The organism is Flagellimonas marinaquae, from assembly GCF_003992675.1.
Classification (GTDB): Bacteria; Bacteroidota; Bacteroidia; order Flavobacteriales; family Flavobacteriaceae; genus Flagellimonas; species Flagellimonas marinaquae.
In genome coordinates this window covers 115,097-139,892 of the sequence record NZ_RZMZ01000015.1, presented here as the reverse complement: position 1 = coordinate 139,892, position 24,796 = coordinate 115,097, and the positions used below count along the sequence as shown (strand labels likewise).

Here is a 24,796-nt window from a genome sequence, read left to right as displayed (position 1 = left end):
AAAGCCTTAGGGACTGTTAAAGCCCATACTTTTTTGGCACAATTTTCGTTAGTTTTGTATCAACAGGACGACCTTAGTGTCAAAAACAAAGACTATGCGCTCAATTTTTACCCAAATCAGTTTACTTTTTGTAGCACTTATCGGCTTTAACGCACAGGCCCAAGACATTAATTGGATATCTTGGGAAGAAGCCGTGCAGCTTTCCCAGACCGATGCAGCTCCCAAAAAAATCTTTGTGGATGTGTACACCGACTGGTGCGGATGGTGTAAAAAAATGGACAAGGATACCTTTCAAAACCCACAGGTTTCCAAATACATGCAGGATAACTTTTACATGGTAAAAATGGATGCCGAGGGCAAAGACCCCATCCAATACCAAGGTAAGACCTTCAAGTTTGTGCCTTCCGGAAGAAGGGGTTATCACGAATTGGCTGCAGCGCTATTGCAAGGTAAGATGAGCTACCCCACAGTGGTTTTTTTGGATGAAGATTTCAATATGTTGTCTCCCGTGCCCGGATACCAAAAAGTAGAGCCCTTTATGCAGATTGCCAAGTATTTTGGGGACAATATCTACAAGGACAAGGATTGGCAAAGCTACGCTGGGAAATAATTTCCCCAGCCTAGGCTTTATTCTTACCTACTATAATTCGGACTCTCTTTTGTAATGGTTACGTTATGCGGATGGCTCTCATGAATACCACTTGAGGTAATCTTGACAAATCGAGCGTTGTTTTTCAAGGCTTCGATATCCTTTGCACCACAATACCCCATACCAGCACGAAGACCACCGATAAACTGGTGCATGCTTTCCACCAATTCCCCTTTGTAAGGTACACGGCCTACAATGCCTTCGGGTACCAATTTTTTGATATCGTCCTCTACATCTTGGAAGTATCGGTCCTTACTACCTTGCTTCATAGCCTCCACTGAACCCATTCCTCGGTACGATTTGAATTTACGTCCTTCATAAATAATCGTTTCCCCTGGAGATTCTTTGGTTCCAGCCAACAATGAACCTAACATTACGGTATCGGCTCCGGCTGCCAACGCTTTGGGAATATCCCCCGTGTAACGGATTCCTCCATCGGCAATTACGGGAATTCCGGTCCCTTTTAAGGCAGCCGCTACTTCCAAAACTGCGGAAAATTGTGGAAAACCAACACCTGCCACAACACGGGTGGTGCAAATGGAACCAGGTCCGATACCCACTTTTACAGCATCGGCTCCGGCCTCTACCAAGTACTTGGCCGCTTCGGCAGTGGCAATATTTCCAACCACCACATCCAATTCTGGATAGGCCTCCTTGACCGATTTTAAAATACTCACCACACCTTTGGTGTGTCCATGCGCAGTATCAATTATGATGGCATCCACCCCAGCTTTCACTAAAGCACCTGCCCGCTCCACTGCATCGGCAGTCACGCCAATGGCAGCCGCTACGCGCAAACGACCATATTGGTCTTTATTGGCAATTGGTTTTTGGGTGAGTTTGGTAATGTCCCTGAATGTAATCAAGCCGATAAGTTCTTCCTTATCGTTGACCACGGGCAATTTTTCTATTTTATTTTCTTGGAGAATCACTTCGGCTTGCTGCAAGGAAGTTCCCTCGCCCACAGTAACCAAGTTTTCGGAGGTCATTACCTCTGCAATAGGCCTGTCATCATTTTTTTCAAAACGCAGGTCACGGTTGGTGACAATTCCGATCAGTTTTTTGTTATCATCCACAATCGGGATTCCACCAATACTGTGCTCCCTCATGCTGGCTTTCGCATCCCGCACCACAGAGTCCAACGGAAGCGTTACGGGGTCCATGATCATCCCGCTCTCGGCGCGCTTTACCTTGCGGACCTTCAAAGCTTGCTGCTCAATGGTCATGTTTTTGTGCAGAACTCCTATCCCCCCTTCCCTAGCCATGGCAATGGCCATACGGGATTCGGTTACCGTATCCATGGCCGCAGAAACAATGGGCACATTGATGGTAATATTTTTGGTAAATTTTGACTGGATATTGACTTCTCGGGGAAGTACTTCGGAGTAAGCTGGCACAAGAAGAACATCGTCGTAAGTAAGTCCTTCGCCAACAATTTTGTTTTGGTGAGCTTCCATTGCAATTACGGATTAATTGCGTGCAAATATACCACTAATTTATTTGATTGTCATAAAAGCACGTAAAAGTGAAGCACAAAAGAAATCAAACGACATACTTTTTACCGCTGTAACATTGTACCAACACCAAAATTGCAGCAGTTGAATAGGTCAAAGTCATCAAGATTCCCGAAAACACCACGATATACTTAAACCAACCAATACCCGACCACATCAGATAGATACCTCCAAACGTTAGTATGATGGACAGGAAGGGTTCGAGAGTCAAAAATAGTTTTAGCTTTTTGGGCGCCTTGGTTATCCAGACCAATCCACCCAACAAGAAAAATATAAGGGACATGGAAAGAATATGCGTATGGATTACCGTGAGCATCTCGCGATTGCCCTTTTTAAACTTCATGACCTCGGCTTCCAAATCATCCTCATTGCCCAAATAATTCTCCTCGACACCCAATGGAGTTGTTGCCTCAGTTTCCTGCACAAAAAGCAAGCCGGTAAAATAACCAACGGAAAGCACCACAACAAAAACAGCGATAAACAAGCGTAGTTCTTTGGGTAAGTTAGGCAATACTCCGTCGTACTTCATTTGGAAATAGTTTTCTTTGACGCATCAAAGATATCCATTTAGACTTAATCTAAATAAATTTAAAAGTAAATATCTAACCCTCTAGCCAAGGAATTGATCTTAATCAATTTGTTAGCGCATATCGATTATGCAAACTGCGACCAATAATCCATAAATCATCCATATGCTCCCTGTAGTTATCTTTATTTATTCTAAATAATATTTGTTTTCTCTAAAAGACCTCATAAATTTGCCGGCCTAAACTAGCTTATTATTTAAAATAAGTCTTAATTAATGTTATGCGCAGATTACCCCTTACCATTGCACTCTTGAGTTGTTTAGCTTTTTTTGGCCAACAAAACCCGATTCCAACCGATTCATCAACTATTCAATTGAGCGAAGTAGTCCTTTCCGCGAAGGTCATTTTCGGAAGTAAGTTTGCCGCCAAGAACAGGACAGGCTCCTCGTACTACCTTTCTCCTGAAGAAATCAAAAAATTTAATTATACCGATATCAACCGCACCTTACGCTCTGTGCCCGGGGTCAATATTTATGAAGAAGATGGATTCGGCCTAAGGCCTAACATCAGTTTAAGGGGAACCTCCCCCGAACGGAGTTCAAAAATCACCTTAATGGAGGATGGCGTCCTCATCGCCCCTGCTCCCTACAGTGCTCCTTCCGCCTATTATTTCCCCACCATAGCCCGTATGCAGGCAGTCGAGATTCTGAAAGGAAGCAGTCAAGTGCAATACGGGCCATATACCACGGGTGGGGCCATCAATATGATTTCCACTGAGGTTCCAGATGATTTTAGCATCTTTTTGAACAGTAGCTACGGAAGTTTCCAAAGTGGTCGTATTCATGCGCAACTCGGAGATACCCAGAAAAATTTTGGGTACGCCGTGGAATACCTCAACTACAATTCCAACGGATTCAAAAATCTTGAAAATGGTGATAATACTGGTTTCGACAAAAATGACCTCGTGGCCAAATTCAAAATCAATACCAATCCCGAAGCTCCTTTAGGGCAAGAGTTTGAGGTAAAATTCCAATATTCGGACGAAACCTCTAACGAAACCTATCTTGGCCTTACGCAAGAAGATTTTGATGCCGACCCTTTCCGCCGTTATGCAGGCTCCCAAAACGACCAAATGAATACGGAACATCTTCAGGTGATGGGGACCCATGCCTTAAAGTTTAGTGACCTATTCCGAATCACTACCATTGGGTATTACAACGATTTTAGCCGCAATTGGTACAAGGTCGACTTTGTTACCGTTGATGGGGAACGCCAAGGAATAGGCAACATATTTAGCGACCCTACCACTTTCAATAGCTATATTGACTTGGTGACAGGTGCTGTTGATAGTGATGGAGACGATTTCCTAAATGCCCGAAATAATAATCGCGATTATCTGTCCACCGGAGTTCAGACCAAATTGGACTACCACTGGAACGGCGAGAACACCTACCACGATTTAGAAGTAGGTTTACGCTACCATTACGACGAAGAAGATCGTTTTCAATGGATTGACGATTATACAATGGTGAATGGTAACATGCAATTGGTCAATGCGGGTATTCCTGGAACCAATGCCAACCGAATCAGTAGCGCAAGGGCATTTGCCTCTTATGCCATGTACAAAGTGAAAATCAATGATTTGACCTTGACCCCGGGACTTCGTTACGAGAATATTTCTTTGGAACGATTGGACTACGGTACCGATGACATCTCCCGCGAGGGTACGGATATTTCGGAGCGACAAAACAAGGTCGACGTGTTTATCCCTGGTATCGGGTTCAATTATAATTTCAATACACTTTCCGTATTTGGTGGAGTACACAAAGGATTCTCACCACCCAGCAATCAACCTGGGGAAAATCCAGAAGAAAGTATCAATTATGAATTGGGAAGCCGATTTTCTTTTGCTGGAATCTCTGGTGAACTAGTCGGTTTTTACAATGATTACAGCAACCTCTTGGGCAGTGATTTGGCTGCTACTGGAGGAACAGGTTCCTTGGACCAATTTAATGCGGGTGAGGTTCGGGTTCAAGGTCTGGAAGTATTGCTGAACTACAACTTTTTGGAAAACAACCAAAATCTAAAACTTCCCTTTACCTTTAGCTATACCTTGACCGATACGGAGTTTTTGAACAGTTTTGGTAGTGAAAATGACATCTGGGGAGAGGTGAATTCAGGAGATGAACTTCCTTACATTGCAAAACACCAGTTCAATGCTGCCCTGTCCCTTGAGCATCAAAATTTTGAAATCAACCTGAGTGGAAGGTACAACGGTGCATTTAGAACTTTGGCAGGTAGTGGCCCTATTCCAGCCAATGAAAAGGTGGCATCCAACTTTATTGTGGACCTTGGCGGACGATACCGATTCAACAAGCATTTGGCCCTCACTGCGAATGCCATCAACTTATTGGATGAAACCTATGCAGTGGCAAGGGTTCCTGCTGGTCTAAGGCCCGGACATCCCTTCGGGATTTATGCAGGTATTGAACTTCGATATTAATAGTTGTTCTTAAAAAATCAGTAAACAGAGGCACTCTTCGGGGTGCCTTTTTTAGTGATACACCGAAAACAGCTCGGTTGCCTTGTTGAAGGCTGCCTCAAACACCATCCAATTGACACCGGTATCTGCCTTTTCCGCGGTAAAATAGGACAGCATTTTTTCGGTGGGCATGTTACCAGTGAGCTCATCCTTGGCCATGGGACAACCACCAAAGCCTTGCACGGCTCCATCAAAACGACGACAGCCTGCTTTGTAGGCCGCATCCACTTTCTCGTGCCATTTAGTGGGCGTAGTATGCAAATGGGCCCCAAATTCAATATCCGGATATTTGGGAATCAAATTGGAAAACAGATAATCAATCACTTCTGGAGTGGAGCTACCAATGGTATCGGACAAGGAAAGAATACGTGTTCCCATAGCGGCAAGTTTTTCGGTCCACTCCCCTACTATCTCCACGTTCCAAGGATCTCCGTAGGGATTTCCAAACCCCATGGAGATATAAGTGACCACTTCCTTGCCATGTTTATCCGCTAATTCCAAAATACCCTTCAAGGTTTCCACGGATTGGTCAATGGTTTTATGCGTATTCCGCATTTGAAAGTTTTCGGAAATGGAAAAAGGAAAGCCCAAATAATCAATGGCTTCGTGCTCGCAGGCATCTTGCGCCCCACGAACGTTGGCCACAATGGCCAACAATTTGCTTTGGGTGCGGGTGAGGTCCAATAGTCCCAACACTTCTGCAGTATCCTGCATTTGGGGAATGGCTTTGGGTGAAACAAAGCTTCCAAAATCTATGGTATCGAAACCACAGCCCAGCAACGATTGGATGTATTTTGCTTTTTCCTTCGCAGGAATATGGGTCTTGATTCCCTGCATGGCGTCCCGAGGACATTCTATGAGTTTTACCTTTGGCATAAGCTTCCGTAAAAATAGCACTTATTTATCCGATACAAATAGATAAATGGCAATCCCTACAAAAACAATGATCTGCATCCATTTTAGGTAAAGTCCGGCCTTTTTATGGTGTTTTAAGTAATTGGAAATGGAGCCGGCCAATAGCGCAATCGTCCCAAAAACAATAGTGGCCGAAAGCATAAAAAGCAGTCCCAACACATAAAATTGCACCACGGTATTCAATGTTTCACTGAACAGAAATCCAGGAAAAAAAGCCAGAAAGAATATGGTCACTTTGGGGTTGAGCACATTCATGGTAAAACCGGTCCAAAACAGGTTTCTTCCAGTTTTTTTGGCACTTTTACCCTCTTCCAATTGAATGGACGCATCACTTTTGTACACTTTCATCGCCAAAAACAACAAGTAAAGGGCACCAAATAGTTTGATGATAAAAAAGAGGGCATCGCTTCGCTTAATCACTTCCGATACTCCAAATGCGAGCAAAGTGGTATGCACCAAACAGCCTGAAACGAGACCAAAAACCACGGTCATGCCCGATTTTGTTCCATGACCCATACTCTGGGTAAGCACAAAGATATTATCCGGTCCAGGAGAAAGGGCCAAGGCAAGAGCAGATAGGAAGAAACCTATCAATATGGGATAATTGATGGTCTCCAAAACTAACGACAGGCTTTGCATAATTCCTACGCCATTTTTTCTAAAATGGCCTTGTTTATTTTTTTGATCAGTGCCGGACCTTCATAAATGAACCCGGTATACAGCTGCACCAGATCGGCCCCAGCGTCCAACTTTTCGAGCGCATCTTCGGGAGAATGGATGCCACCTACTCCAATAATCGGAAAAGCCTTTCTGCTGTTTTCCGATAAAAAACGGATTACCTCTGTACTTCGATGTGATAAGGGTTTTCCGCTAAGTCCGCCCATTTCCTCCGTTAGCGTAAGATGGGATTTCAGATTGTTGCGCGCGATGGTCGTGTTTGTTGCAATGACCCCATCAATTTTTGTATCGGCCACAATCTCGATAATATCCAATAGCTGGTCATCTGTCAAATCGGGAGCTATTTTCAATAAAATTGGCTTCTCTTTCCTTTGATTGCTCTTAGCTAATTTCTTATTATGATTTTTCAGCTTTTTGAGCAGCTTCGTCAATGGTTCCTTGTCCTGAAGTTCCCTAAGTCCGGGAGTATTTGGAGAACTCACATTGACCACAAAATAATCCACGTGCTCAAAGAGGGCCTCAAAACAGATCAAATAATCCTTTAGGGCCTCCTCATTGGGGGTTACCTTGTTCTTTCCAATATTTCCACCAACAATCACGCGATGCTTTTTCTTTAACTGTTCCACCGCGTCAAAAACACCCTTATTGTTAAATCCCATTCGGTTGATAATGGCTTGGTCATCCAACAAACGGAACAAACGCTTTTTGGGGTTGCCGGGCTGTGGTTTTGGGGTCACTGTCCCAATTTCCACAAAGCCGAAACCAAAATCGGAAAATTCATTGTACAATTTGGCATCCTTATCAAAACCGGCGGCAAGACCCACGGGATTTTTAAACTTTACCCCAAACACCTCTCGCTCCAATCGGGGGTCGTTCACCACAAAAAGTTTTCTGAACAACCCGCCCAAACCCAATAATGAAAATAGTTTAATGGTATTAAAAGAAAAATGGTGCACGGTCTCCGGATCAAACAGAAAAAGTACCGGGCGAATCAGGTATTTGTACATTAAAAATGGATTTTGGACAAAAATAAAAACTCTTCAAACAGTTATTGACATTTAGTTCAATTTTCGTCAACAGACCTATTAACGTAGATAGGACGCAAGCTCAATTGACTGCATAGCTTTACATATCTTTGATATTGTTTCTCGTTGAAAGTACCCAACAAACGCATATCGATCATACGAACATTATTTGCCATACTATCAATGTAGGATTGGTACTTTTTGGACACTTCCATAAGTACTTCGGGCGGGCTTTCTTCGTTCTGCTTCATCAAGTATGCGGCCTTATCCTTAAAGATATCGTTCCTTACCTTTAGTTCGGCGCTCCAGTTTTTCAGATTTTCTTGTTGTTCCTCCGTAAGTTCAAACACTTTGATGATGGTTTCATCGTCACGTCCGCCTACGCCCAAAATACAGTCCATTTGGGCCATTCCGTAAAATCCGGAAATCAAAAAAAGAAAAGAGATGATCGCTTTCAATTGAGGTTTGTATTTATGATGGTTGAAAGATACTTATTAATACTTTTGAATTGTAAACTGGCTTTGAATAAGCAGTATTTTTGATGAAACTCAACTCAGACCATGGAAAAATTATTGTCTCGTTTTTTGGAATACGTTACCACCGATACGCAAAGTGATCCTTACTCCCAAACTACCCCAAGCACAGAAAAGCAATGGGACCTGGCCAAAAAGTTGGTCATGGAACTGCACCAGATAGGCATGCAAGAGGTTTCGATTGACGAGAATGCCTATATCATGGCCACTTTGCCCAGCAATATCGATAAAAAGGTACCTACCATTGGTTTCATTTCGCATTTTGATACCTCTCCTGATTTCTCGGGCAGAAATGTAAAGCCTCAGATTATTGAAAATTATGACGGAAAGGACATTGTGCTGAACCAACTGAACCATATTGTGCTTTCTCCAGATTACTTTGAAGACCTGAAGGCTTACGAAGGCCAAACCATAATCACTACGGATGGCACTACACTTTTGGGAGCCGACGACAAGGCAGGCATTGCCGAAATTATCACGGCCATGGAATATTTGATTCAGCATCCTGAAATAAAACACGGTAACATCCGGATCGCCTTTACGCCCGATGAAGAAATTGGCCGTGGCGCCCATAAGTTTGATATCGCAAAATTTGGTGCCGAATGGGCCTATACCATGGATGGCAGTCAAGTGGGCGAACTGGAATATGAGAACTTTAATGCGGCCAAGGCCAAAATAACCATCACTGGGAAAAGTGTTCACCCAGGTTATGCCAAAAACAAAATGGTGAACGCCATCGGTATAGCGAACGATTTTTTGACCCACCTGCCCCCTAGTGAAGTTCCCGAACATACCACAGGCAGGGAAGGGTTCTTTCATGTACACAAAATCAAGGGAGAAATTGAAAAGGCAGAAATAGACCTCATCATACGGGACCATGACGCAATCCACTTTCAAGCGAGAAAAGATCTATTGAACGACATCAAAGCAAAGCTCAACAAAAAATATGGGGAATACATTAGCCTTACTATCGAGGACCAGTACAAAAACATGCGCGAAAAGGTAGAACCTGTTTTCCATATTGTGGAGATTGCAGAAGAAGCCATGAAGTCTCTTCAAATTGAGCCCATCATCAAACCTATTCGCGGAGGTACCGATGGTTCGCAACTGAGCTTTATGGGGTTGCCCTGTCCCAATATTTTTGCCGGCGGACATAATTTCCATGGCAAGTACGAGTATGTTCCTTTGGAAAGTATGCAAAAAGCGGTGATGGTCATTGTGAAAATTTGCGAACTTACTGCCATTCAAATCAAGTAGTTATGGACAGGTCCGAAAAGCTGGAAACGTACTACGAGAAAGAGCATCCGTTTAAAAAAGGGATTGCCTTCCTCAGAGAATTAGCACTGAAAACAAAGGCAAAAGAGGACTTCAAATGGAGTATTCCCGTGTATACGCTCAACGGGAAAAACGTTTTTGGCATTTGTAAGTTCAATAACCATTTTGGGGTTTGGTTTTTTAACGGTGTATTCCTGAAGGACCCTAAAAAGGTATTGGAAAATGCCCAAGAAGGCAAAACAAAAGGCATGCGGCACTGGAAGTTCCAAAGGTTGGAAGAAGTGGACGGCCAAACCGTCTTAGCCTACATGAATGAAGCATTGGACAACCAAGAAAACGGGATGGAGCTAAAAACCGAGAAAACCAAAAAAGTGGTCATTCCCACCTTGTTACTTTCCGAATTTCAAAAAGACCCTTCGCTGCAACAAGCTTTCAAAGAGCTATCCCCTTACAAGCAGAAGGAGTTTTGCGAACATATCGCAGAGGCCAAACAGGAAAAAACAAAACTGCGAAGATTGGAAAAAATACTTCCTATGATCAAGGAGGGTATTGGCTTGAATGATGGGTATCGGTAGCAATCAGTTATCCATTAACTCAAATAGGGTATCCATCAATTAGGCATGGATTTTTCTTTCAAATTACATTAACTTGACACTTTTCCAGGAAAACGACCGAAGAGTGAGTGATGAAAACAGGATGAATCCAGTCGATTCTTGAAACTCTTCACATAAAGAAGTTATTCAAAAGTTTAACCGTTGGAAACGTAAAATATTCATCCTAAGAATAAAAAGTTATTGATATCAAAAAAAGCGACCATATATGCCCGTAGACTTTTCAAAAATATTAGTGGTTGGTGTTTCTTCGAGAGCTCTTTTTAATCTCGAAGAAGAAGAGAAAATTTTTAGAGAACAAAATATTCGCGGATTTCGGGAATACCAATTCGCTAATGAAAATAAGCTGCTCAAAAAAGGAACTGCATTTCCTTTGGTTGAAGCCTTACTAAAACTCAATACCCACGTTGAAAAACCAATTGTTGAAGTTGTGGTAATGTCAAGAAATAGCCCTGAAACGGGAGTGCGAGTTTTAAAGGCAATCGAACATTACAATCTTCCTATTTCAAGATGGGCTTTTTCAGCAGGTGAACCTTTAGCCCCATTTATAAAAGCATTTAACGTTGACTTGTTTCTTTCTCGTGATGAAAAAGATGTTCAAAAAATTATTGACTCATCAGATTGTGCAACAGCTTTAGTATATGACCCACCGGAAAACTTTAAACCAGAAACAGACCGAGTAAAATTTGCTTTTGATGCTGACGCTGTTGTTTTCTCTGAGGAATCTGAAATTATATTTAAGGAAAAAGGTATTGAGGCATTTTGGAAACACGAAAAGGAAAATGAAGATGTGCCTCTAAATGATGGCCCTTTCGCGGCTTTATTGAGAAAATTATCTTATATCCAAGATTTTCTCCCAGTTGAAAAAGAACTGTCCCCATTAAGAATTGCAATAGTTACTGCAAGAAACTCACCCAGTCATATGAGAGTGATAAAGACTTTCCGAAAATGGAATGTATATGTAGATGAAGCTTATTTTATGGGTGGTTGGCCTAAAGCACCAGTTTTAGAAGCTATCGGAACACATATCTTCTTTGATGACCAAGACAGCCATTTAAGCGACTCCAAAACAAAAGTTCCTTGTGGTAAAGTATTGTATAAAACCAATTCCATTCTCAAAAATTATGAGAAGGAAATTATTGTAGAACCCAAAAAAGAAAAAAAGAAATAATATGCCAACACTCCATTGGATAGGAAAAGAAAAAGTGGTGAGCCACCACCAAGATGTGCCATACCGAGTATTGGAACACAAATACACTTGGAATGCGGAATTAGAGATTGATGATTTCGAATTGCAGATTGATGATTCTAAAAATCATAAGTCCTCAATCATAAGTCCTCAATCGAGCGGAGCGATAATACACGGAGACAACCTTGAAGCACTCAAAAGCCTACTACCCGAATACGAAGGAAAAGTAAAGTGCATCTACATAGACCCACCATACAACACAGGCAACGAAAGTTGGGTATATAATGACAACGTAAACCACCCCAAAATAAAAAAATGGTTGGGCGAAGTGGTAGGTAAAGATGGTGAAGACCTGACCCGACACGACAAATGGCTCTGTATGATGTACCCTCGCCTAAAATTATTGCATAAACTCTTGGCTGATGACGGGGCAATTTTTATAAGTATTGATGATAATGAACAGGCTAATTTGAAATTGATTTGTGATGAGATTTTTGGAAGCTGGAACTATATAGCAACCTTCCCTTGGAGAAAAAGAACTGCAAAAAGTGATGTTCCAAATGGAATTTCACAAGATTATGAATGGATTATTTGTTATTCAAAGAAGAATTTTTTTGCAGGAATTGAATCAACAAGAAAGTATAGAAGCTCTGATGATTACCCGAATGATAGATGGCGTTTGACTGATTTAACAAAGCAAACAAGTGCAGAAGAACGTCCAAATTCAGCATTTGATATGGTTGACCCTAAAACAGGTAAGAGTTACCCATTTAACCCCAAAAGAACTTGGGCTGTTACAAAAGATACTTTTCAAGATTATTATGATAAGGGAAAAATTGTTTTTCCTGATGATTATGATTTTCTGAATATTTCGATTCCCTCCTATCGTGTCTTTGAAAGTGAAGACAAGGCAAAAGCCCTAAAGAAGTACGGCAGAGATTATATTTTGAAAGCAGTTTCTACCAATTTACCAAAAGAAGTAGGAATGACACAAGATGGCAATAAAGAGATTGTTGAACTGTTTGGTAGTAAAATATTTTCATTTCCTAAGCCGAGTTCTTTGATTCAATTTTTAGTTGGAATATTAAATGACAAAAACTCTATCATCCTCGACTCTTTCGCAGGTTCAGGCACAACCGCCCACGCAGTGTTGAACTTAAACAAACAAGACGGTGGAAATCGTAAATTTATTTTGGTAGAAATGGAAGATTATGCCAATGATATTACGGCAGAGCGAGTAAAACGAGTAGCCATAGGCTACGGAAAAGGCAACAAAAAAGTAGAAGGTACAGGCGGAGCATTTGATTTTTACGAACTCGGCTTGCCTCTTTTTGACGAAAACCAAAACTTGAACGAAGAAGTCGGCTTGGCGAAAATCAGAGAATACATTTGGTTTTCGGAAACACGCTCAGGAATTTCAGATTTAGGATTTAGGATTGATGATTCCAGTAATCCAAAATCACAAATCAGCAATCATCAATATGAATTGGGCGTGAAAGATGGCACAGTTTATTACTTCATTTATGAAAAAGACAAGCTCACAACTCTGGACTTTGATGCTTTGGAACTCATAAAAACCAAAGGCGAGCAATACATCATCTATGCAGACAATTGCTTATTGCCAAAAGAATTTATGGCGAAGAAGAATATTATTTTCAAAAAAATACCAAGAGACATTACTCGATTTTAGATTAAGGGTTTTTGATTTCGGATTATGAAAGAACAGATACAAAGTAGAACAAAGAAAATGGCACTTGAGGTAATTCAATTATCAGAGTATTTACCGAACAAGTCAGTTGGTTGGACTTTTTCAAATCAAATTATTAGGAGTGCTACTTCTGTTGCTGCAAATTATAGAGCCGTTTGTAGAGCAAAGAGTGATAAAGATTTTATTTCAAAAATGGAAACGGTAATTGAAGAAGCAGATGAAACTTTGTTTTGGCTAGAAATGATTGAAGACTCTGGAGTTCTGAATGAGGATTTTGGATTGCAGAATTTGAAAATTGAAACCAATGAATTGATATCGATTTTTGTGGCATCCGTAAAAACTGTAAAACATCGTCTTAATCAAAAACCATCTATCCCAAATCTAAAATAAAACAGATGAGTGATTTAACACCAAAACAGAACAACTTTATTTTATACACAACACCAGAAGGTGAGGTAAAATTGAATGTGCTGTTGGAAAACGAAACCATTTGGCTTACCCAAGAGCAAATGAGCCAGCTTTTTGACCGTGAAAGAAGTGTGATTACCAAGCACATTGGCAATGTTTTCAACGAAGGCGAGTTGGAAGAAAAAAGCAATGTGCAAATTTTGCACATTAGTGGTTCAGACAAACCCGTCAAGTTTTATAATCTTGATGTCATCATTTCAGTTGGTTATCGAGTTAAATCACAAAGAGGAACGCAATTTAGAATTTGGGCTACCAAAACCCTGAAAGAATACATTATCAAAGGTTTTGTTTTAGAAGACAACAGATTGAAACAAGGCGAAGCAGTTTTTGGCAAAGATTATTTCAGAGAATTATTGGAGCGTGTCCGTTCCATTAGAGCCAGTGAACGCAGAATTTACCAGCAAATCACCGACATTTTTGCAGAATGCAGCATTGATTACGACCCAAAAGCCGAAATCACCAAGAATTTTTATGCAATGGTACAAAACAAGTTTCATTTTGCCATTACAGGACAAACAGCGGCAGAAATTATCTTTGCAACTGCCAATGCAAAAAAGGAAAATATGGGTTTGACCACTTGGAAAAATGCACCAGAAGGCAGAATCCTAAAATCAGATACTACCATAGCCAAAAACTACCTTCAGGAAAAAGAGATAAAACAATTGGAACGCACAGTAACGGGCTATTTTGATTATATCGAAAACCTGATTGAGCGAGAAAACACTTTTACAATGGAAGGTTTGGCAAACAGTGTAGATAAGTTTTTGAATTTTAATGAGTTCAAAATTTTAGAAGGCAAGTGAACAAAGTTTCGTAAAGAGGCTATTTCCAAAGCAGAAGCAGCCTACGACGAATTTAATAAGACCCAAAAAATTATTTCTGATTTTGATAAACACATCAAAAAATTAAAAAAATAAGTTATGGAAGAAATCAAAATACAAAACCTGCCACCAAGCGTAGATTGTGAGTCTGTAGCTATTTTAAAGCAACTAAACAAAGCATCTCGGGCTTTGGGGCAACTTAAAGGTGAAGTTTCTAAAATTCCAAATTCTCAAATTCTACTCGATACGCTTACGCTGCAAGAAGCAAAAGACAGTAACGAAATCGAGAATATTGTCACTACGGATGATGAAATGTACCAAGCCAGCATTGATGAAACGGTGGCTTCGGTTACGGCAAAAGAAGCCCTCAATTATTCCAATGCCATAAAATTGGGGTTGGAAATTGTTCGCACTAAAGGTTTGCTGACCATTAACGATATTTCCGGAATTCAACATATTATTTCACCCAATCACCCCATCCGTAAGATTCCAGGTACGGTTTTAAAAAATCCTAAAACGCAGGAAGTAGTTTATACACCGCCACAGCACTATGGCGATATAAAAACGTTGCTTGATAATTTGGAGCGTTACATCAACGTACCAGAATTTCACGATATAGATGTTTTGATAAAAATGCCTATCATCCATTTTCAGTTTGAAAGCATTCACCCTTATTTAGACGGCAATGGCAGAACAGGTCGTTTGCTGAATATCTTGTATTTGGTTCAGCAAGGTTTGTTGGATATTCCTGTACTTTACTTAAGTAGTTACATTATAAAAAACAAAAGCGATTATTACCGCCTTTTGCAGGAAGTACGTACCAAAGGTAGTTGGGAAGAATGGATTGTGTGGATGCTAAAAGGTGTTGAATTGACTGCCAAAGAAACCATTTTAGTAGTTAACAAGATAAAAGTGCTTATGGATGACTACAAAAAGGAAATTCGCAGCAATTTCAGTTTTTACAGCCACGATTTAATCAATATTCTTTTTAAGCACCCTTACACCAAAAACAGTTTTTTGGAACGTGAATTGAAAATTCATAGAAACACTGCCTCAAGCTACTTAAACACCCTTGCAGAAGCAGGATTGCTTACCAAAGTGAAAGTGGGAAATAGAAATTATTACTTGAATGAACCCTTGCTTAAAATTTTAAAAGAAAGATGATGGTTGAAACAAAGTATGCACAAGAAATGGTGTTTTGTTGTGCATAGAAATAAAGTATACACAAGAAATATGGTTTTGTTGTGCATAGAATTAGGGACTGCACAAGAAAATAACAAATGTTGTGCACGTTAAAATTTTAGAAATATGGAATTAAAGAGCTACCAACAGAAAGTAATTGAAAATCTTGAAGAATACTTGACCTACGTTCAAGAGCAAAAAGATTTAGGCAAAGCCTTCAACCAGTATTGGGAAGATAAAATAGGTCCATACAATCCATTGGATGGCACAGGAATGCAGCCCTACAAAAACAACATCCCAAATGCGGCACATGTGTGCGTGAAAGTGCCAACGGCAGGTGGTAAAACCTTTATTGCCGTAAATGCTTTGCATTCCATTTTTCAGGCTTATGATTCCAGTAAACCAAAAGCCGTGATTTGGCTTGTGCCTTGGAGTAACCTTTTGCAACAGACTGTTGATGCACTTTCCAATCCAGAGCATCCGTACAGACAAAAACTCAATATACTTTTCAATCACCGAGTAGAAGTCTATCAAAAAGAAGATTTATTGCAAGGCTCAAACTTCAACCCAACGGTGGTAAAAGACCAGTTGAGTATTTTCGTAATGAGCTTTGCCAGTTTAAGAGCAAGAAACAAGGACGACAGAAAGGTTTATCAAGAAAATGGTCAGTTAGAAGCATTTGTATCACAATTCAAAAACAGTGAACATATTTTGGACGGTGTTGACGACACGGCATTAATTAATGTATTACGTTATCTCAACCCTGTCTTAGTCGTGGACGAAAGCCACAATGCAGAAAGTGATTTGAGTGTGGATATGCTCAAGAACCTGAATCCATCTTTCATTCTCGATTTAACGGCTACACCAAAAGAAAATAGCAATATAGTAAGTCTTGTTCCTGCTATAGAATTGAAAAAAGAACACATGGTAAAACTTCCTGTAATCGTTTACAACAACCACGATAAAACGGAAGTCATAAATAACGCTTTGCACTTGCAACGCAAGCTGGAGAACCTCGCCAAAAAGCAAGAAGCCGAAGGGGGTAAATACATCAGACCCATTGTGCTGTTTCAGGCTCAACCCAAAACCAATAACGACAATACAACTTTCGAGAAGTTGAAAGAACAGTTGTTGAGTTTGGGGATTCCCGAGAATCAAATCAAAATCAAGACTGCCAACATTGACGAATTGAAAGGCATTGACTTGATGAGCAAGGAATGTGAAGTCCGCTACATTATAACCATCAACGCCTTGAAAGAAGGTTGGGACTGTCCATTTGCTTACATCTTAGCTTCATTAGCCGACAAATCTAGTGCAGTAGATGTGGAGCAAATTTTAGGTCGTGTATTGCGCCAGCCTTATGTGCAAAGGCACAAATCATTTCAATTAAACCTTTCGTATGTTTTAACGGCATCTGTCAAATTCAACGAGACTTTACAAAGCATTGTCAAAGGCTTGCAAGAATCAGGATTCAGCGAAAAAGATTATCGCAAAGTCGATAAAATGACCGAAGAAGAAAAGAAAACAGTTACGGCTGACCCTGTTGAATCGTTTCTTTTCCCTGAACAACAAACGCAACAAGAAGAAGATGAAAACATCGACACCAATCGAGTAACGTTTGACCCAAATGCAGATGAAGAAGAACCTGAAACAACAACGGTAATTGATGAAATTGAAGCCATTGCGGAAGAACAAAACCGACAGTTAGAAGAACAAATAAAAGAACAGGAACGACAGCCTGTTGACGAAAATATTTTTCAAGAAATGGGTGATATAGTAAAACGCTACAAGGTTAAAGAAGCCTACAAGGAGTTTATAGATAAAATCGAGTTTCCACAATTCTTTATCAAGGTAACGGCAAGCGACATTTTTGGAACGGACGAAGAATTACTTAACCGTGAATCTTTGCTCAAAGGCTTCAAGCTGTCAGATGAAGACATCAAAATTGACTTTGACCAAATCTCTTCTGATTTGTATAAAATTGATTTGGAAGAAGCCAAGAAAAACGAGTACAGGCCATCATTTACAAAAATTGAAGACAACTTGGTAAAAGACCCAATTGCGGAATACATTTTGGCAAAACCAAAAGAAAACCAGATAACCGACATCACACATCAAATGATGCAGATTATCGGAAACATGTACCCTATTCCAGACCAAGAAATCAAAGTCTACATTGGTCGTATTCTAAACAGTATGAGTACTGAGCAATTAAGAGATGTTTTGGTGCGTAAATGGAGCTACACTGACAAAATCAAGGTTCACATTAGAAAATTATCAGATTCATATGCCGAAGGTCGATTTATGGATTTAATCAAGTCGAAACGTATAAACGTCAAAGGAAATTGGAATTTAAGTAAGGAGATTGTTCCAGGAAATACGGGTTCTTCGATTGGTAACTCACTTTACGAAAAAGAAGGCTCAATGAACAACTTTGAAGAACGAGTAGCAATGGAACTCGGAACATCTTCAAACATTGAGTTTTGGCATAGGAATTTAGAACGTGGAAAAGGATTTTACATTAATGGATTTAAAGCCAACCACTACCCTGATTTTATTATGCGGACAAAATCGGGCAAGACAATTTTAGTAGAAACGAAAGGTGACCATTTGGACAATGCAGATAGTGCAGCAAAATGCCGACTTGGAAACGAATGGGAAAAGCAAGCAGGAAATGACTTTGCCTATTTTATGATTTTTGACAAAAAAGAAGTGGACGGAGCTTATACGTTGGACAAAGCAAAAGAATTGATTGGTGGAATGTGAATTTTTTATTTAAAATCAAATTTTTCTACAATGAAACTTTATCTTTAATTTCACAAAAATTATCGCCATGACCATAAGCAAAAGACAAACTATCATCCTATTATCCATTTTGGCATTGCTCGCCCTACCCTTTACCGCCATGCAGTTTTCACCGGAAGTGCAATGGTCTTTGTTCGATTTTATAGTGGCAGGCGGATTGTTGTTGGCTTTGGGCCTTTCCATTGATTTGGCCCTCAGAAAAGTCAAAGCATTACCTAAACGAGTTTTGGCCATCGCAGTTTTTGTTGCTGTTTTTTTATTGGTCTGGGCAGAATTAGCCATAGGTGTATTTGGAACTCCCTTCGCCGGAAGTTAGGATATCGCTACCTCTGAATCGTATACAACCACGCGTTTTCTAAAATTTTTGTTAAATACCTAGTGTCCACCTCAATTTGGATAAATCCCCCTATTTGCGTTCCATAAAATTTATGGATATTTAGGGTTTTTAACGGGCAAGAATGGGCAAACGGAAGAAGCAAGCCAAAGTATTACGCATATTTAGAAAAGTACATCGAACCACAGGGGCTCTACTATTCATTTTTTTCTTTTTCATTTCGATTTCAGGTCTTTTTTTGGGCTGGAAAAAAAACTCCAATGGATATATCCTTCCCAAAACACAAAAGGGAACTACAGCCGACCTTAAGCAATGGTTGCCCGTTGATAGTTTACACACCATTGCCTGTACCACCTTGCACAGTGAGGTTTCACCAGACCTTTCCTTGGAAATAGACCGAATCGACATGCGCAAGGAAAAGGGATCGGTAAAGTTTGTTTTTGTGGACTCTTTTTATGAAGTACAATTGGACGGAGCCACAGGTAATGTGCTTTCCATCGGCAAACGAAGGTCCGACTTTCTAGAAAACATTCATGACGGGTCGTTGGTAGATGACTATCTAGGTTTGGAGGGATATTTTAAACTGATTTACACCTCAGTCATGGGAGTTTCCCTATTGATCTTCACGATCACTGGGTTTTGGCTATGGTATGGTCCCAAGCGTATGAGAAAAGCCAACAAGGCCTAAAACTCCAAGAAGAACCGTTCTCGATACTCGTTTTCTACACTTTTTGCGAAAACCAACTCGAACTGACGAATTTTTGTTCGAAATCTACCCTGTTTATCCTTTTATCTTTTTGGTTGGTATGGTTCCGTACTTATCGATAAGGTACACCAAACTGGCCATAGTGGCCGCTCCCAATTCCAGTTCCCGCTTGTTCACGTGCTCAAAGGTGTCGTTTTCGGCATGATGATGGTCAAAGTACCGTTGGGAATCCGGACGCAATCCTGCCAAAACAATCCCCTCATCTTTTAGTGGTCCAATATCGGCTCCACTTCCCCCTTCGTAAAATAAATGTATCAGATACGGTTCGAACAACTCCTTCCAACCCTGAATCTGTTGTACATTTTCGGGAGTGGCATCAATTGAAAAGCCTCTGGGCGTGAATCCGCCAGAATCACTTTCCAAGGCAAAGATGTGCCTTTCATTTTTGCTACGTGCTACCTCGGCATATTTGTTTCCGCCGCGCAATCCGTTCTCCTCGTTCATAAAAAGTACCACACGCAAGGTTCGCTTGGGACGGTACCCAGTCTCCTTCAAAAGACGAAGGACATCCATGCTCTGCACACATCCAGCTCCGTCATCATGGGACCCATCTCCCAAATCCCAAGAGTCCAAATGCCCTCCTACCACCATGATTTCTTCAGGATATGTACTTCCCGTAATCTGTCCAATCACATTGTACGATTGCACATCTTCCAGTTGCTTACAGTTTTGTTTGAAGTAAAACTTAGCGTTGGGGTTCAGTTTTAAAGTTGTACTCAACAGTTCGGCCCCGTTGGTACTAATGGCCGCGGCAGGAATTCGTTGATTAACAGGAGTGTCACCATAACCCATGGAACCTGTATGCGGATAATCGTCCAACCGAAGGTTCATGGACCGGACTATAACTCCAACGGCCCCATATTTAGCAGCCTCCGCCGCACCAGAATAGCGTTGGTCCACACATCCGGAATAGGAGGCAAAAGTATTAATGAGCGTAGGGTCCATAGGCCTGTTATAAAAAACAATCTTACCTTCAATTTCATTTCTACCCAATTTTTCGAGGTCTTCAATACCCTTCACCTCCACTACGTTGGCCTTAAGGCCACCATCTGGGGTAGCCACCGAACCCCCTAGCGCACAAATCGGCACATTGGTCGTTAGTCCCGGTTTGGTTTCAAAATAGGCAAACTCAGGAATGCCCCTGACCCATTTGGGCACCATAACGGGCTGTAGCCATACCTTATCCAAACCCAAGGAGTCCAACTGCGCCTTGGTATAGTCAACGGCCTGCTGTGCCTGAACGGAGCCAGAGAGTCGCCCACCAATTTGATTGGACAGATAATTGAGCCAATCGTAGGCCTTGCCATTGGTCAATGCCTCATCGTAAATCGCCTTAATCTGTTTTTCGTCCTCGGTCTGGGCAAAAAAGAAGGTGCTGACCATCAACATGGCCAAAAATAGAACAGTTCTCATGTAGTTTCTTTTTCCAATTCCTGTTTAAAGATTTCTAAATTAGCCTTTATTTCATCGTCCAACTCAGGTTCCTCGATATCTTTGTACTTTTTTAACGCTTCCATAAGAATGGTTGCCACAATGACCCTGGCCGCCTTTTTGTTATCGGCTGGAACCACAAACCATGGGGCGTGCTCTTTCGAAGTCTTGCCCAATGCCTCTTCATAGCAGGCAACGTATTTGTTCCATAGTTTACGTTCTTCCAAATCGCCTGGAGAAAATTTCCAGTTTTTCTGCTTTAAACGGATGCGCCGTAACAACCGATGGCGTTGCTCTTCTTTGGATAGATGCAGAAAAAACTTAAAAATTATGGTACCATTCTCGGCAATGTGTTTTTCGAAGGCATTGATCTGTTCGTAGCGTCTTTCCCAAAAAGCCTCATCAATATCATCCACCGAATCAATTTTCGGAATGTTCTCTGCCATAATATATTCGGGATGAACCTTGGTGACCAACACATTTTCGTAATGGGTTCGGTTAAATACGGCAAATTTGCCTCTTTCCGGCAGGGCTATATAATGCCGCCAAAGGTAATCGTGCTTCTTCTCTTTGGTGGAGGGCACCTTAAAACTATGTACCACCACTCCCCTCACGTTGAAATCCTTGAAGACCTCACGAATCAAACTGTCTTTGCCTGCTGTATCCATTCCCTGCAAACAGACCAGGACCCCATATTTTGCATGTGCGTAAAGCGTATCTTGGAAATCGCCAAGGTCTTTTCTAATATCCTTTAATTGTTCTTTGAGTTCGTCCTTGGATGCACCAAAATCCTGATAGGTAGCTATTTCCGATAATCGGACTTCTCCCTTGACCCGATAATCTTCTGTATTGATTTCTTTCATAGGTTTGAATATAGTCCTTTTTGATTATTCCTTCAACCCTTACACAAAAAGTGCAGTTGGTCGATGGTTTGACCTCTTATACCTCAAGATCGGGATTTAATCGATCTATTTGTCCATCCGAACGATGAAAATGTAACTTTATGAAAATCAATGACGCCACGTCCCAAATCAGTATAGCGTTATGGAAAATAAAAAGAGTATCCTACTTATGGCCCTTGCTATGGGCCTATGCTTTATGACATCCTTCACCAAGCCGGCCAATGCCTGCCAATACGCCAGTTCCAATTTGGAATATATCAAAAGTAAGATTCAAGATGCAATCAAGGCCGACGCCTTGCCAATGGCAAAGTACCATGCCTACAAAGCACTCAACGGTATTGAAAAGACCCGGGAGAACTTTTTGGATTGCGGTTGCGAAGGAGCTTTGGAAAGTTTGGAAAATACCCTATCCCATTTAAAGGCGGCGACCAAATCCAGTGATTTGAAAAAATCAAAATCCGCTTTGCACAAAGCCTTGGAAACGGCTACTATCGGAGGGAACGTGCTTAATGCTTTTGCACAGGAGACATCCAGTGAGTATGGCAGCAATGTGCTGGTGTTGAACACCAAGAATGTTATTGATTTCCAGGATGGCTCGCTTTTGACACAGGGGTCAACAGTAAAAAAGCAGGTACACCAGTGTTTACTTGGGTTTGAATCCTCGTTGGATAAGGTCGTGGCGGAAGTGGAGTGCAACGAAGCGCACCGATTTATCACCAATATTTATGAGGAATCCCGTTTAATTTTATTGAACACTGAACTTTCCCAGCATAAAAAGGAATACCATCAAAGAGTGAAAACCTTGACGCAAGAGGCCCTGCAACAACTGGGCGATTGCAACTGATTACTTGCTGGCAAAGAGTTTTACATCCTCCTCGGATACTTCCTTATCACCTAGAATGATGAGGCGCTCGACCACGTTTCGCAATTCCCGAACATTACCTGTCCAGTCATAACTTTTGAGCAAATCGATGGCCTTTTTGGAGAAGCTCTTTTGGGTCGTTCCTTGTTCGGAAGCTATCTTTTTGGAAAAATGTTCGATCAATAACGGAATATCGTCCCTTCTATCGTTCAAAGAGGGTACTTTTATTAAGATGACCGCCAAACGGTGGTAGAGGTCCTCGCGGAATTTTCCATCTTCAATTTCTTTCTTTAGATCTTTATTCGTGGCAGCAAGTACGCGAACATCCACTTTGATGTCCTTATCGGAACCGACCCGGCTGATCTTGTTCTCCTGCAATGCCCGGAGTACCTTGGCTTGTGCAGAAAGACTCATATCCCCTATCTCGTCAAGGAATATGGTACCCTTATTGGCAGCTTCAAACTTTCCGGCCCTATCTTTTACTGCCGAAGTAAACGCACCCTTTACATGGCCAAAAAGTTCGCTTTCTATCAACTCCGAGGGGATGGCAGCGCAATTGACCTCAACAAACGGGGAAGATGAACGTGGGCTCTTTTGGTGCACCCAGTGAGCCACCAATTCCTTTCCAGTACCGTTGGAACCAGTAATGAGCACCCTTGCATCCGTTGGGGCCACTTTTTCTATCATTTCTTTAATGGCTTCGATTTCCTTGCTCTCGCCGATCATTTCATAATTTTTGGAGACTTTTTTCTTGAGTACCTTGTTCTCCACGGCAAGTTCTTTTCGTTCCAATGCATTGCGCACTGTGGTAAGCAAACGGTTCAAATCCGGTGGCTTGGAAATATAGTCATACGCCCCCAGCCTCATGGTATTTACCGCTGTATCCAAATCACCGTGACCGGAAATCATGATAAAAGGAATCTCGGGTTTTATCTTTTTGGCGGCCTCAAGCACTTCCACCCCATCCATTTTTGGCATTTTGATATCGCACAACACTAGGTCAAAATCCTCCTTTTTGATAACCTCCATACCGGCAAGGCCATCCTCGGCCTCTACCACATTGTAGCTATCGTTTTCTTCGGCCAATATTTTGACCAATACCCTTCTAATTGCTGATTCGTCCTCTATTACCAGTATTTTTGACATATGCTGCTTTTTAAAATATTCCGATTTTGAAGCCCGTTCTAATATAAAAATTCCAATCGTTATTGAATAAAAACACCTCGCCACGATCTTTGTCCCTTAATTTACCTTCTTGGTAGACACTGCTTCCGGCAATCGCGAAAAAGGACATACTCTTGGATAGGTTGTATTGATAGCCTAGACTTCCCACCAAGGTATTGAAGGAAATTCGGGAAGCTGCCAATCCATTGTCCAAAATAATATCGTTTTGAAGGTTCAAAAAGTAACCATCCAAGAACAGTGCCAATTCCAAACTGTGCTTTTCGTTTAAATGATATTTTAGATTGGATTTTGGGACCCCCATAACAAAAGACCAATCTGGGTGAAACCTTCTATAATAATGGACGAGGGGCAGTGGAACAGGAATCCCCGTGGTACTGTTATACGTTAGCCCCAAAACTATCCTGAAAGGCTTGTCGGCCTTTGGCTTTTCCTTCCAAAAGGCTGCCGAGGCATTCATAAAAAAATCGTCCCGCAATACTCCATCCAATAAATTGGAAGCTATCCTTGGGGTTAAAATGGCCACTAAATTCCAATTCTCGTTCCATTTTTTGACCATTCCCAAATTAAAGTCGATAACATGGAACCTGATCATCTCCTTTTTGTCAAACGGCAATTCTGCGGAATATCCCATATCAAAACGATTATATTCGGCGCCTGTGACCAGGTAGTCCTTATTATCGTTCAGTTGGATGGGAAAATTGAGCAACGCCTTATAGCGTTGTGTTTTTACACCGCTATCGTTCTCTGGAATATTGAGGTATTCCAATCGAAAAATATCCGTACTCTGAGCACGTAATCCGGAACTGCAAAGCATTACAATGAAAGCCAATGACTTCCAGATTGTACTATGATGGGCTGAAGTTTTTATCGCTTT

Annotated in this window: 23 protein-coding genes; 13 read left to right on the top strand and 10 right to left on the bottom strand. The window is 41.2% G+C overall.

The window, feature by feature from the left end; translation table 11 throughout:
* Positions 1 to 94: 94 nt before the first annotated feature.
* Positions 95 to 610 (top strand): thioredoxin family protein, encoded by a 516-nt coding sequence (locus EO130_RS09970; protein ID WP_127141367.1) that lies wholly within the window; start codon positions 95 to 97, stop codon positions 608 to 610.
* Between the two features lie 23 nt (positions 611 to 633).
* Here EO130_RS09970 and guaB read toward each other — a convergent pair whose 3' ends face one another.
* Entirely contained in the window at positions 634 to 2,106 is a 1,473-nt protein-coding gene (gene guaB / locus EO130_RS09965; RefSeq protein ID WP_127141366.1) for an IMP dehydrogenase, read from the bottom strand.
* An 85-nt stretch (positions 2,107 to 2,191) separates the two neighbouring features.
* A complete protein-coding gene (locus EO130_RS09960; RefSeq protein ID WP_127141365.1) occupies positions 2,192 to 2,692 on the bottom strand; it encodes a hypothetical protein in 501 nt (166 codons plus the stop codon).
* 278 nt (positions 2,693 to 2,970) lie between these two features.
* Here EO130_RS09960 and EO130_RS09955 point away from each other — a divergent pair, with 278 nt between their 5' ends.
* Positions 2,971 to 5,193 carry a TonB-dependent receptor family protein gene (locus EO130_RS09955; protein WP_127141364.1) on the top strand — a complete coding sequence of 741 codons (2,223 nt, stop codon included), beginning with the start codon at positions 2,971 to 2,973 and terminating at the stop codon, positions 5,191 to 5,193.
* 51 nt (positions 5,194 to 5,244) lie between these two features.
* Here the strand turns inward: EO130_RS09955 and EO130_RS09950 are convergent, their stop codons facing one another.
* The 4 genes from EO130_RS09950 to EO130_RS09935 are packed head-to-tail and all read right to left on the bottom strand — an operon-like array spanning position 5,245 to position 8,308.
* Positions 5,245 to 6,108, bottom strand: a complete 864-nt coding sequence (locus EO130_RS09950; RefSeq protein ID WP_127141363.1) for a hydroxymethylglutaryl-CoA lyase — start codon at positions 6,106 to 6,108, stop codon at positions 5,245 to 5,247.
* A gap of 21 nt (positions 6,109 to 6,129) precedes the next feature.
* The gene (locus EO130_RS09945; protein WP_127141362.1) at positions 6,130 to 6,786 is read right to left on the bottom strand and encodes a LysE family translocator; all 657 of its coding nucleotides are present in this window, start codon (positions 6,784 to 6,786) and stop codon (positions 6,130 to 6,132) included.
* Between the two features lie 5 nt (positions 6,787 to 6,791).
* Positions 6,792 to 7,832 (bottom strand): quinone-dependent dihydroorotate dehydrogenase, encoded by a 1,041-nt coding sequence (locus tag EO130_RS09940; RefSeq protein WP_127141361.1) that lies wholly within the window; start codon positions 7,830 to 7,832, stop codon positions 6,792 to 6,794.
* Positions 7,833 to 7,888: 56 nt separating this feature from the next.
* Positions 7,889 to 8,308 (bottom strand): hypothetical protein, encoded by a 420-nt coding sequence (locus EO130_RS09935; protein WP_127141360.1) that lies wholly within the window; start codon positions 8,306 to 8,308, stop codon positions 7,889 to 7,891.
* A 102-nt stretch (positions 8,309 to 8,410) separates the two neighbouring features.
* Here EO130_RS09935 and pepT point away from each other — a divergent pair, with 102 nt between their 5' ends.
* The 10 genes from pepT to EO130_RS09885 all read left to right on the top strand — a co-directional run bounded on the left by pepT (position 8,411) and on the right by EO130_RS09885 (position 19,464).
* Positions 8,411 to 9,640, top strand: coding sequence for a peptidase T (gene pepT, locus EO130_RS09930; protein ID WP_127141359.1), 1,230 nt, complete (start codon positions 8,411 to 8,413; stop codon positions 9,638 to 9,640).
* Between the two features lie 2 nt (positions 9,641 to 9,642).
* Entirely contained in the window at positions 9,643 to 10,233 is a 591-nt protein-coding gene (locus EO130_RS09925; protein ID WP_164732916.1) for a YdeI/OmpD-associated family protein, read from the top strand.
* A gap of 244 nt (positions 10,234 to 10,477) precedes the next feature.
* Positions 10,478 to 11,440: a 5'-nucleotidase gene (locus EO130_RS09920; protein ID WP_127141357.1), complete on the top strand. Its 963-nt coding sequence runs from the start codon at positions 10,478 to 10,480 to the stop codon at positions 11,438 to 11,440.
* Between the two features lies 1 nt (position 11,441).
* Positions 11,442 to 13,148, top strand: coding sequence for a site-specific DNA-methyltransferase (locus tag EO130_RS09915; protein ID WP_127141356.1), 1,707 nt, complete (start codon positions 11,442 to 11,444; stop codon positions 13,146 to 13,148).
* A gap of 24 nt (positions 13,149 to 13,172) precedes the next feature.
* The gene (locus EO130_RS09910; protein ID WP_206513146.1) at positions 13,173 to 13,556 is read left to right on the top strand and encodes a four helix bundle protein; all 384 of its coding nucleotides are present in this window, start codon (positions 13,173 to 13,175) and stop codon (positions 13,554 to 13,556) included.
* 5 nt (positions 13,557 to 13,561) lie between these two features.
* On the top strand, positions 13,562 to 14,437 hold the full coding sequence (gene rhuM / locus EO130_RS09905; protein WP_241244336.1) for a RhuM family protein: 876 nt from the start codon (positions 13,562 to 13,564) through the stop codon (positions 14,435 to 14,437).
* Positions 14,438 to 14,554: 117 nt separating this feature from the next.
* The gene (locus EO130_RS09900; protein ID WP_127141354.1) at positions 14,555 to 15,619 is read left to right on the top strand and encodes a Fic family protein; all 1,065 of its coding nucleotides are present in this window, start codon (positions 14,555 to 14,557) and stop codon (positions 15,617 to 15,619) included.
* A gap of 144 nt (positions 15,620 to 15,763) precedes the next feature.
* Entirely contained in the window at positions 15,764 to 18,403 is a 2,640-nt protein-coding gene (locus tag EO130_RS09895; RefSeq protein WP_127141353.1) for a DEAD/DEAH box helicase, read from the top strand.
* A gap of 67 nt (positions 18,404 to 18,470) precedes the next feature.
* Positions 18,471 to 18,758, top strand: a complete 288-nt coding sequence (locus EO130_RS09890) for a hypothetical protein (RefSeq protein ID WP_127141352.1) — start codon at positions 18,471 to 18,473, stop codon at positions 18,756 to 18,758.
* A gap of 142 nt (positions 18,759 to 18,900) precedes the next feature.
* A complete protein-coding gene (locus tag EO130_RS09885) occupies positions 18,901 to 19,464 on the top strand; it encodes a PepSY domain-containing protein (RefSeq protein ID WP_127141351.1) in 564 nt (187 codons plus the stop codon).
* Positions 19,465 to 19,557: 93 nt separating this feature from the next.
* On the opposite strand, the gene EO130_RS09880 is transcribed toward EO130_RS09885, so the two are convergent.
* Both EO130_RS09880 and EO130_RS09875 read right to left on the bottom strand, forming a co-directional pair.
* On the bottom strand, positions 19,558 to 20,955 hold the full coding sequence (locus EO130_RS09880) for a M20/M25/M40 family metallo-hydrolase (protein ID WP_127141350.1): 1,398 nt from the start codon (positions 20,953 to 20,955) through the stop codon (positions 19,558 to 19,560).
* A complete protein-coding gene (locus EO130_RS09875) occupies positions 20,952 to 21,836 on the bottom strand; it encodes a PPK2 family polyphosphate kinase (RefSeq protein ID WP_127141349.1) in 885 nt (294 codons plus the stop codon). The genes EO130_RS09880 and EO130_RS09875 overlap by 4 nt, the downstream gene beginning before the upstream one ends.
* 181 nt (positions 21,837 to 22,017) lie before the next feature.
* Here EO130_RS09875 and EO130_RS09870 point away from each other — a divergent pair, with 181 nt between their 5' ends.
* The gene (locus EO130_RS09870; protein ID WP_127141348.1) at positions 22,018 to 22,719 is read left to right on the top strand and encodes a hypothetical protein; all 702 of its coding nucleotides are present in this window, start codon (positions 22,018 to 22,020) and stop codon (positions 22,717 to 22,719) included.
* Here EO130_RS09870 and EO130_RS09865 read toward each other — a convergent pair whose 3' ends face one another.
* A complete protein-coding gene (locus EO130_RS09865) occupies positions 22,720 to 23,883 on the bottom strand; it encodes a sigma-54-dependent transcriptional regulator (protein WP_127141347.1) in 1,164 nt (387 codons plus the stop codon).
* Positions 23,884 to 23,893: 10 nt separating this feature from the next.
* Positions 23,894 to 24,751 carry a DUF6268 family outer membrane beta-barrel protein gene (locus tag EO130_RS09860; RefSeq protein ID WP_241244335.1) on the bottom strand — a complete coding sequence of 286 codons (858 nt, stop codon included), beginning with the start codon at positions 24,749 to 24,751 and terminating at the stop codon, positions 23,894 to 23,896.
* Positions 24,752 to 24,796 lie beyond the last annotated feature (45 nt).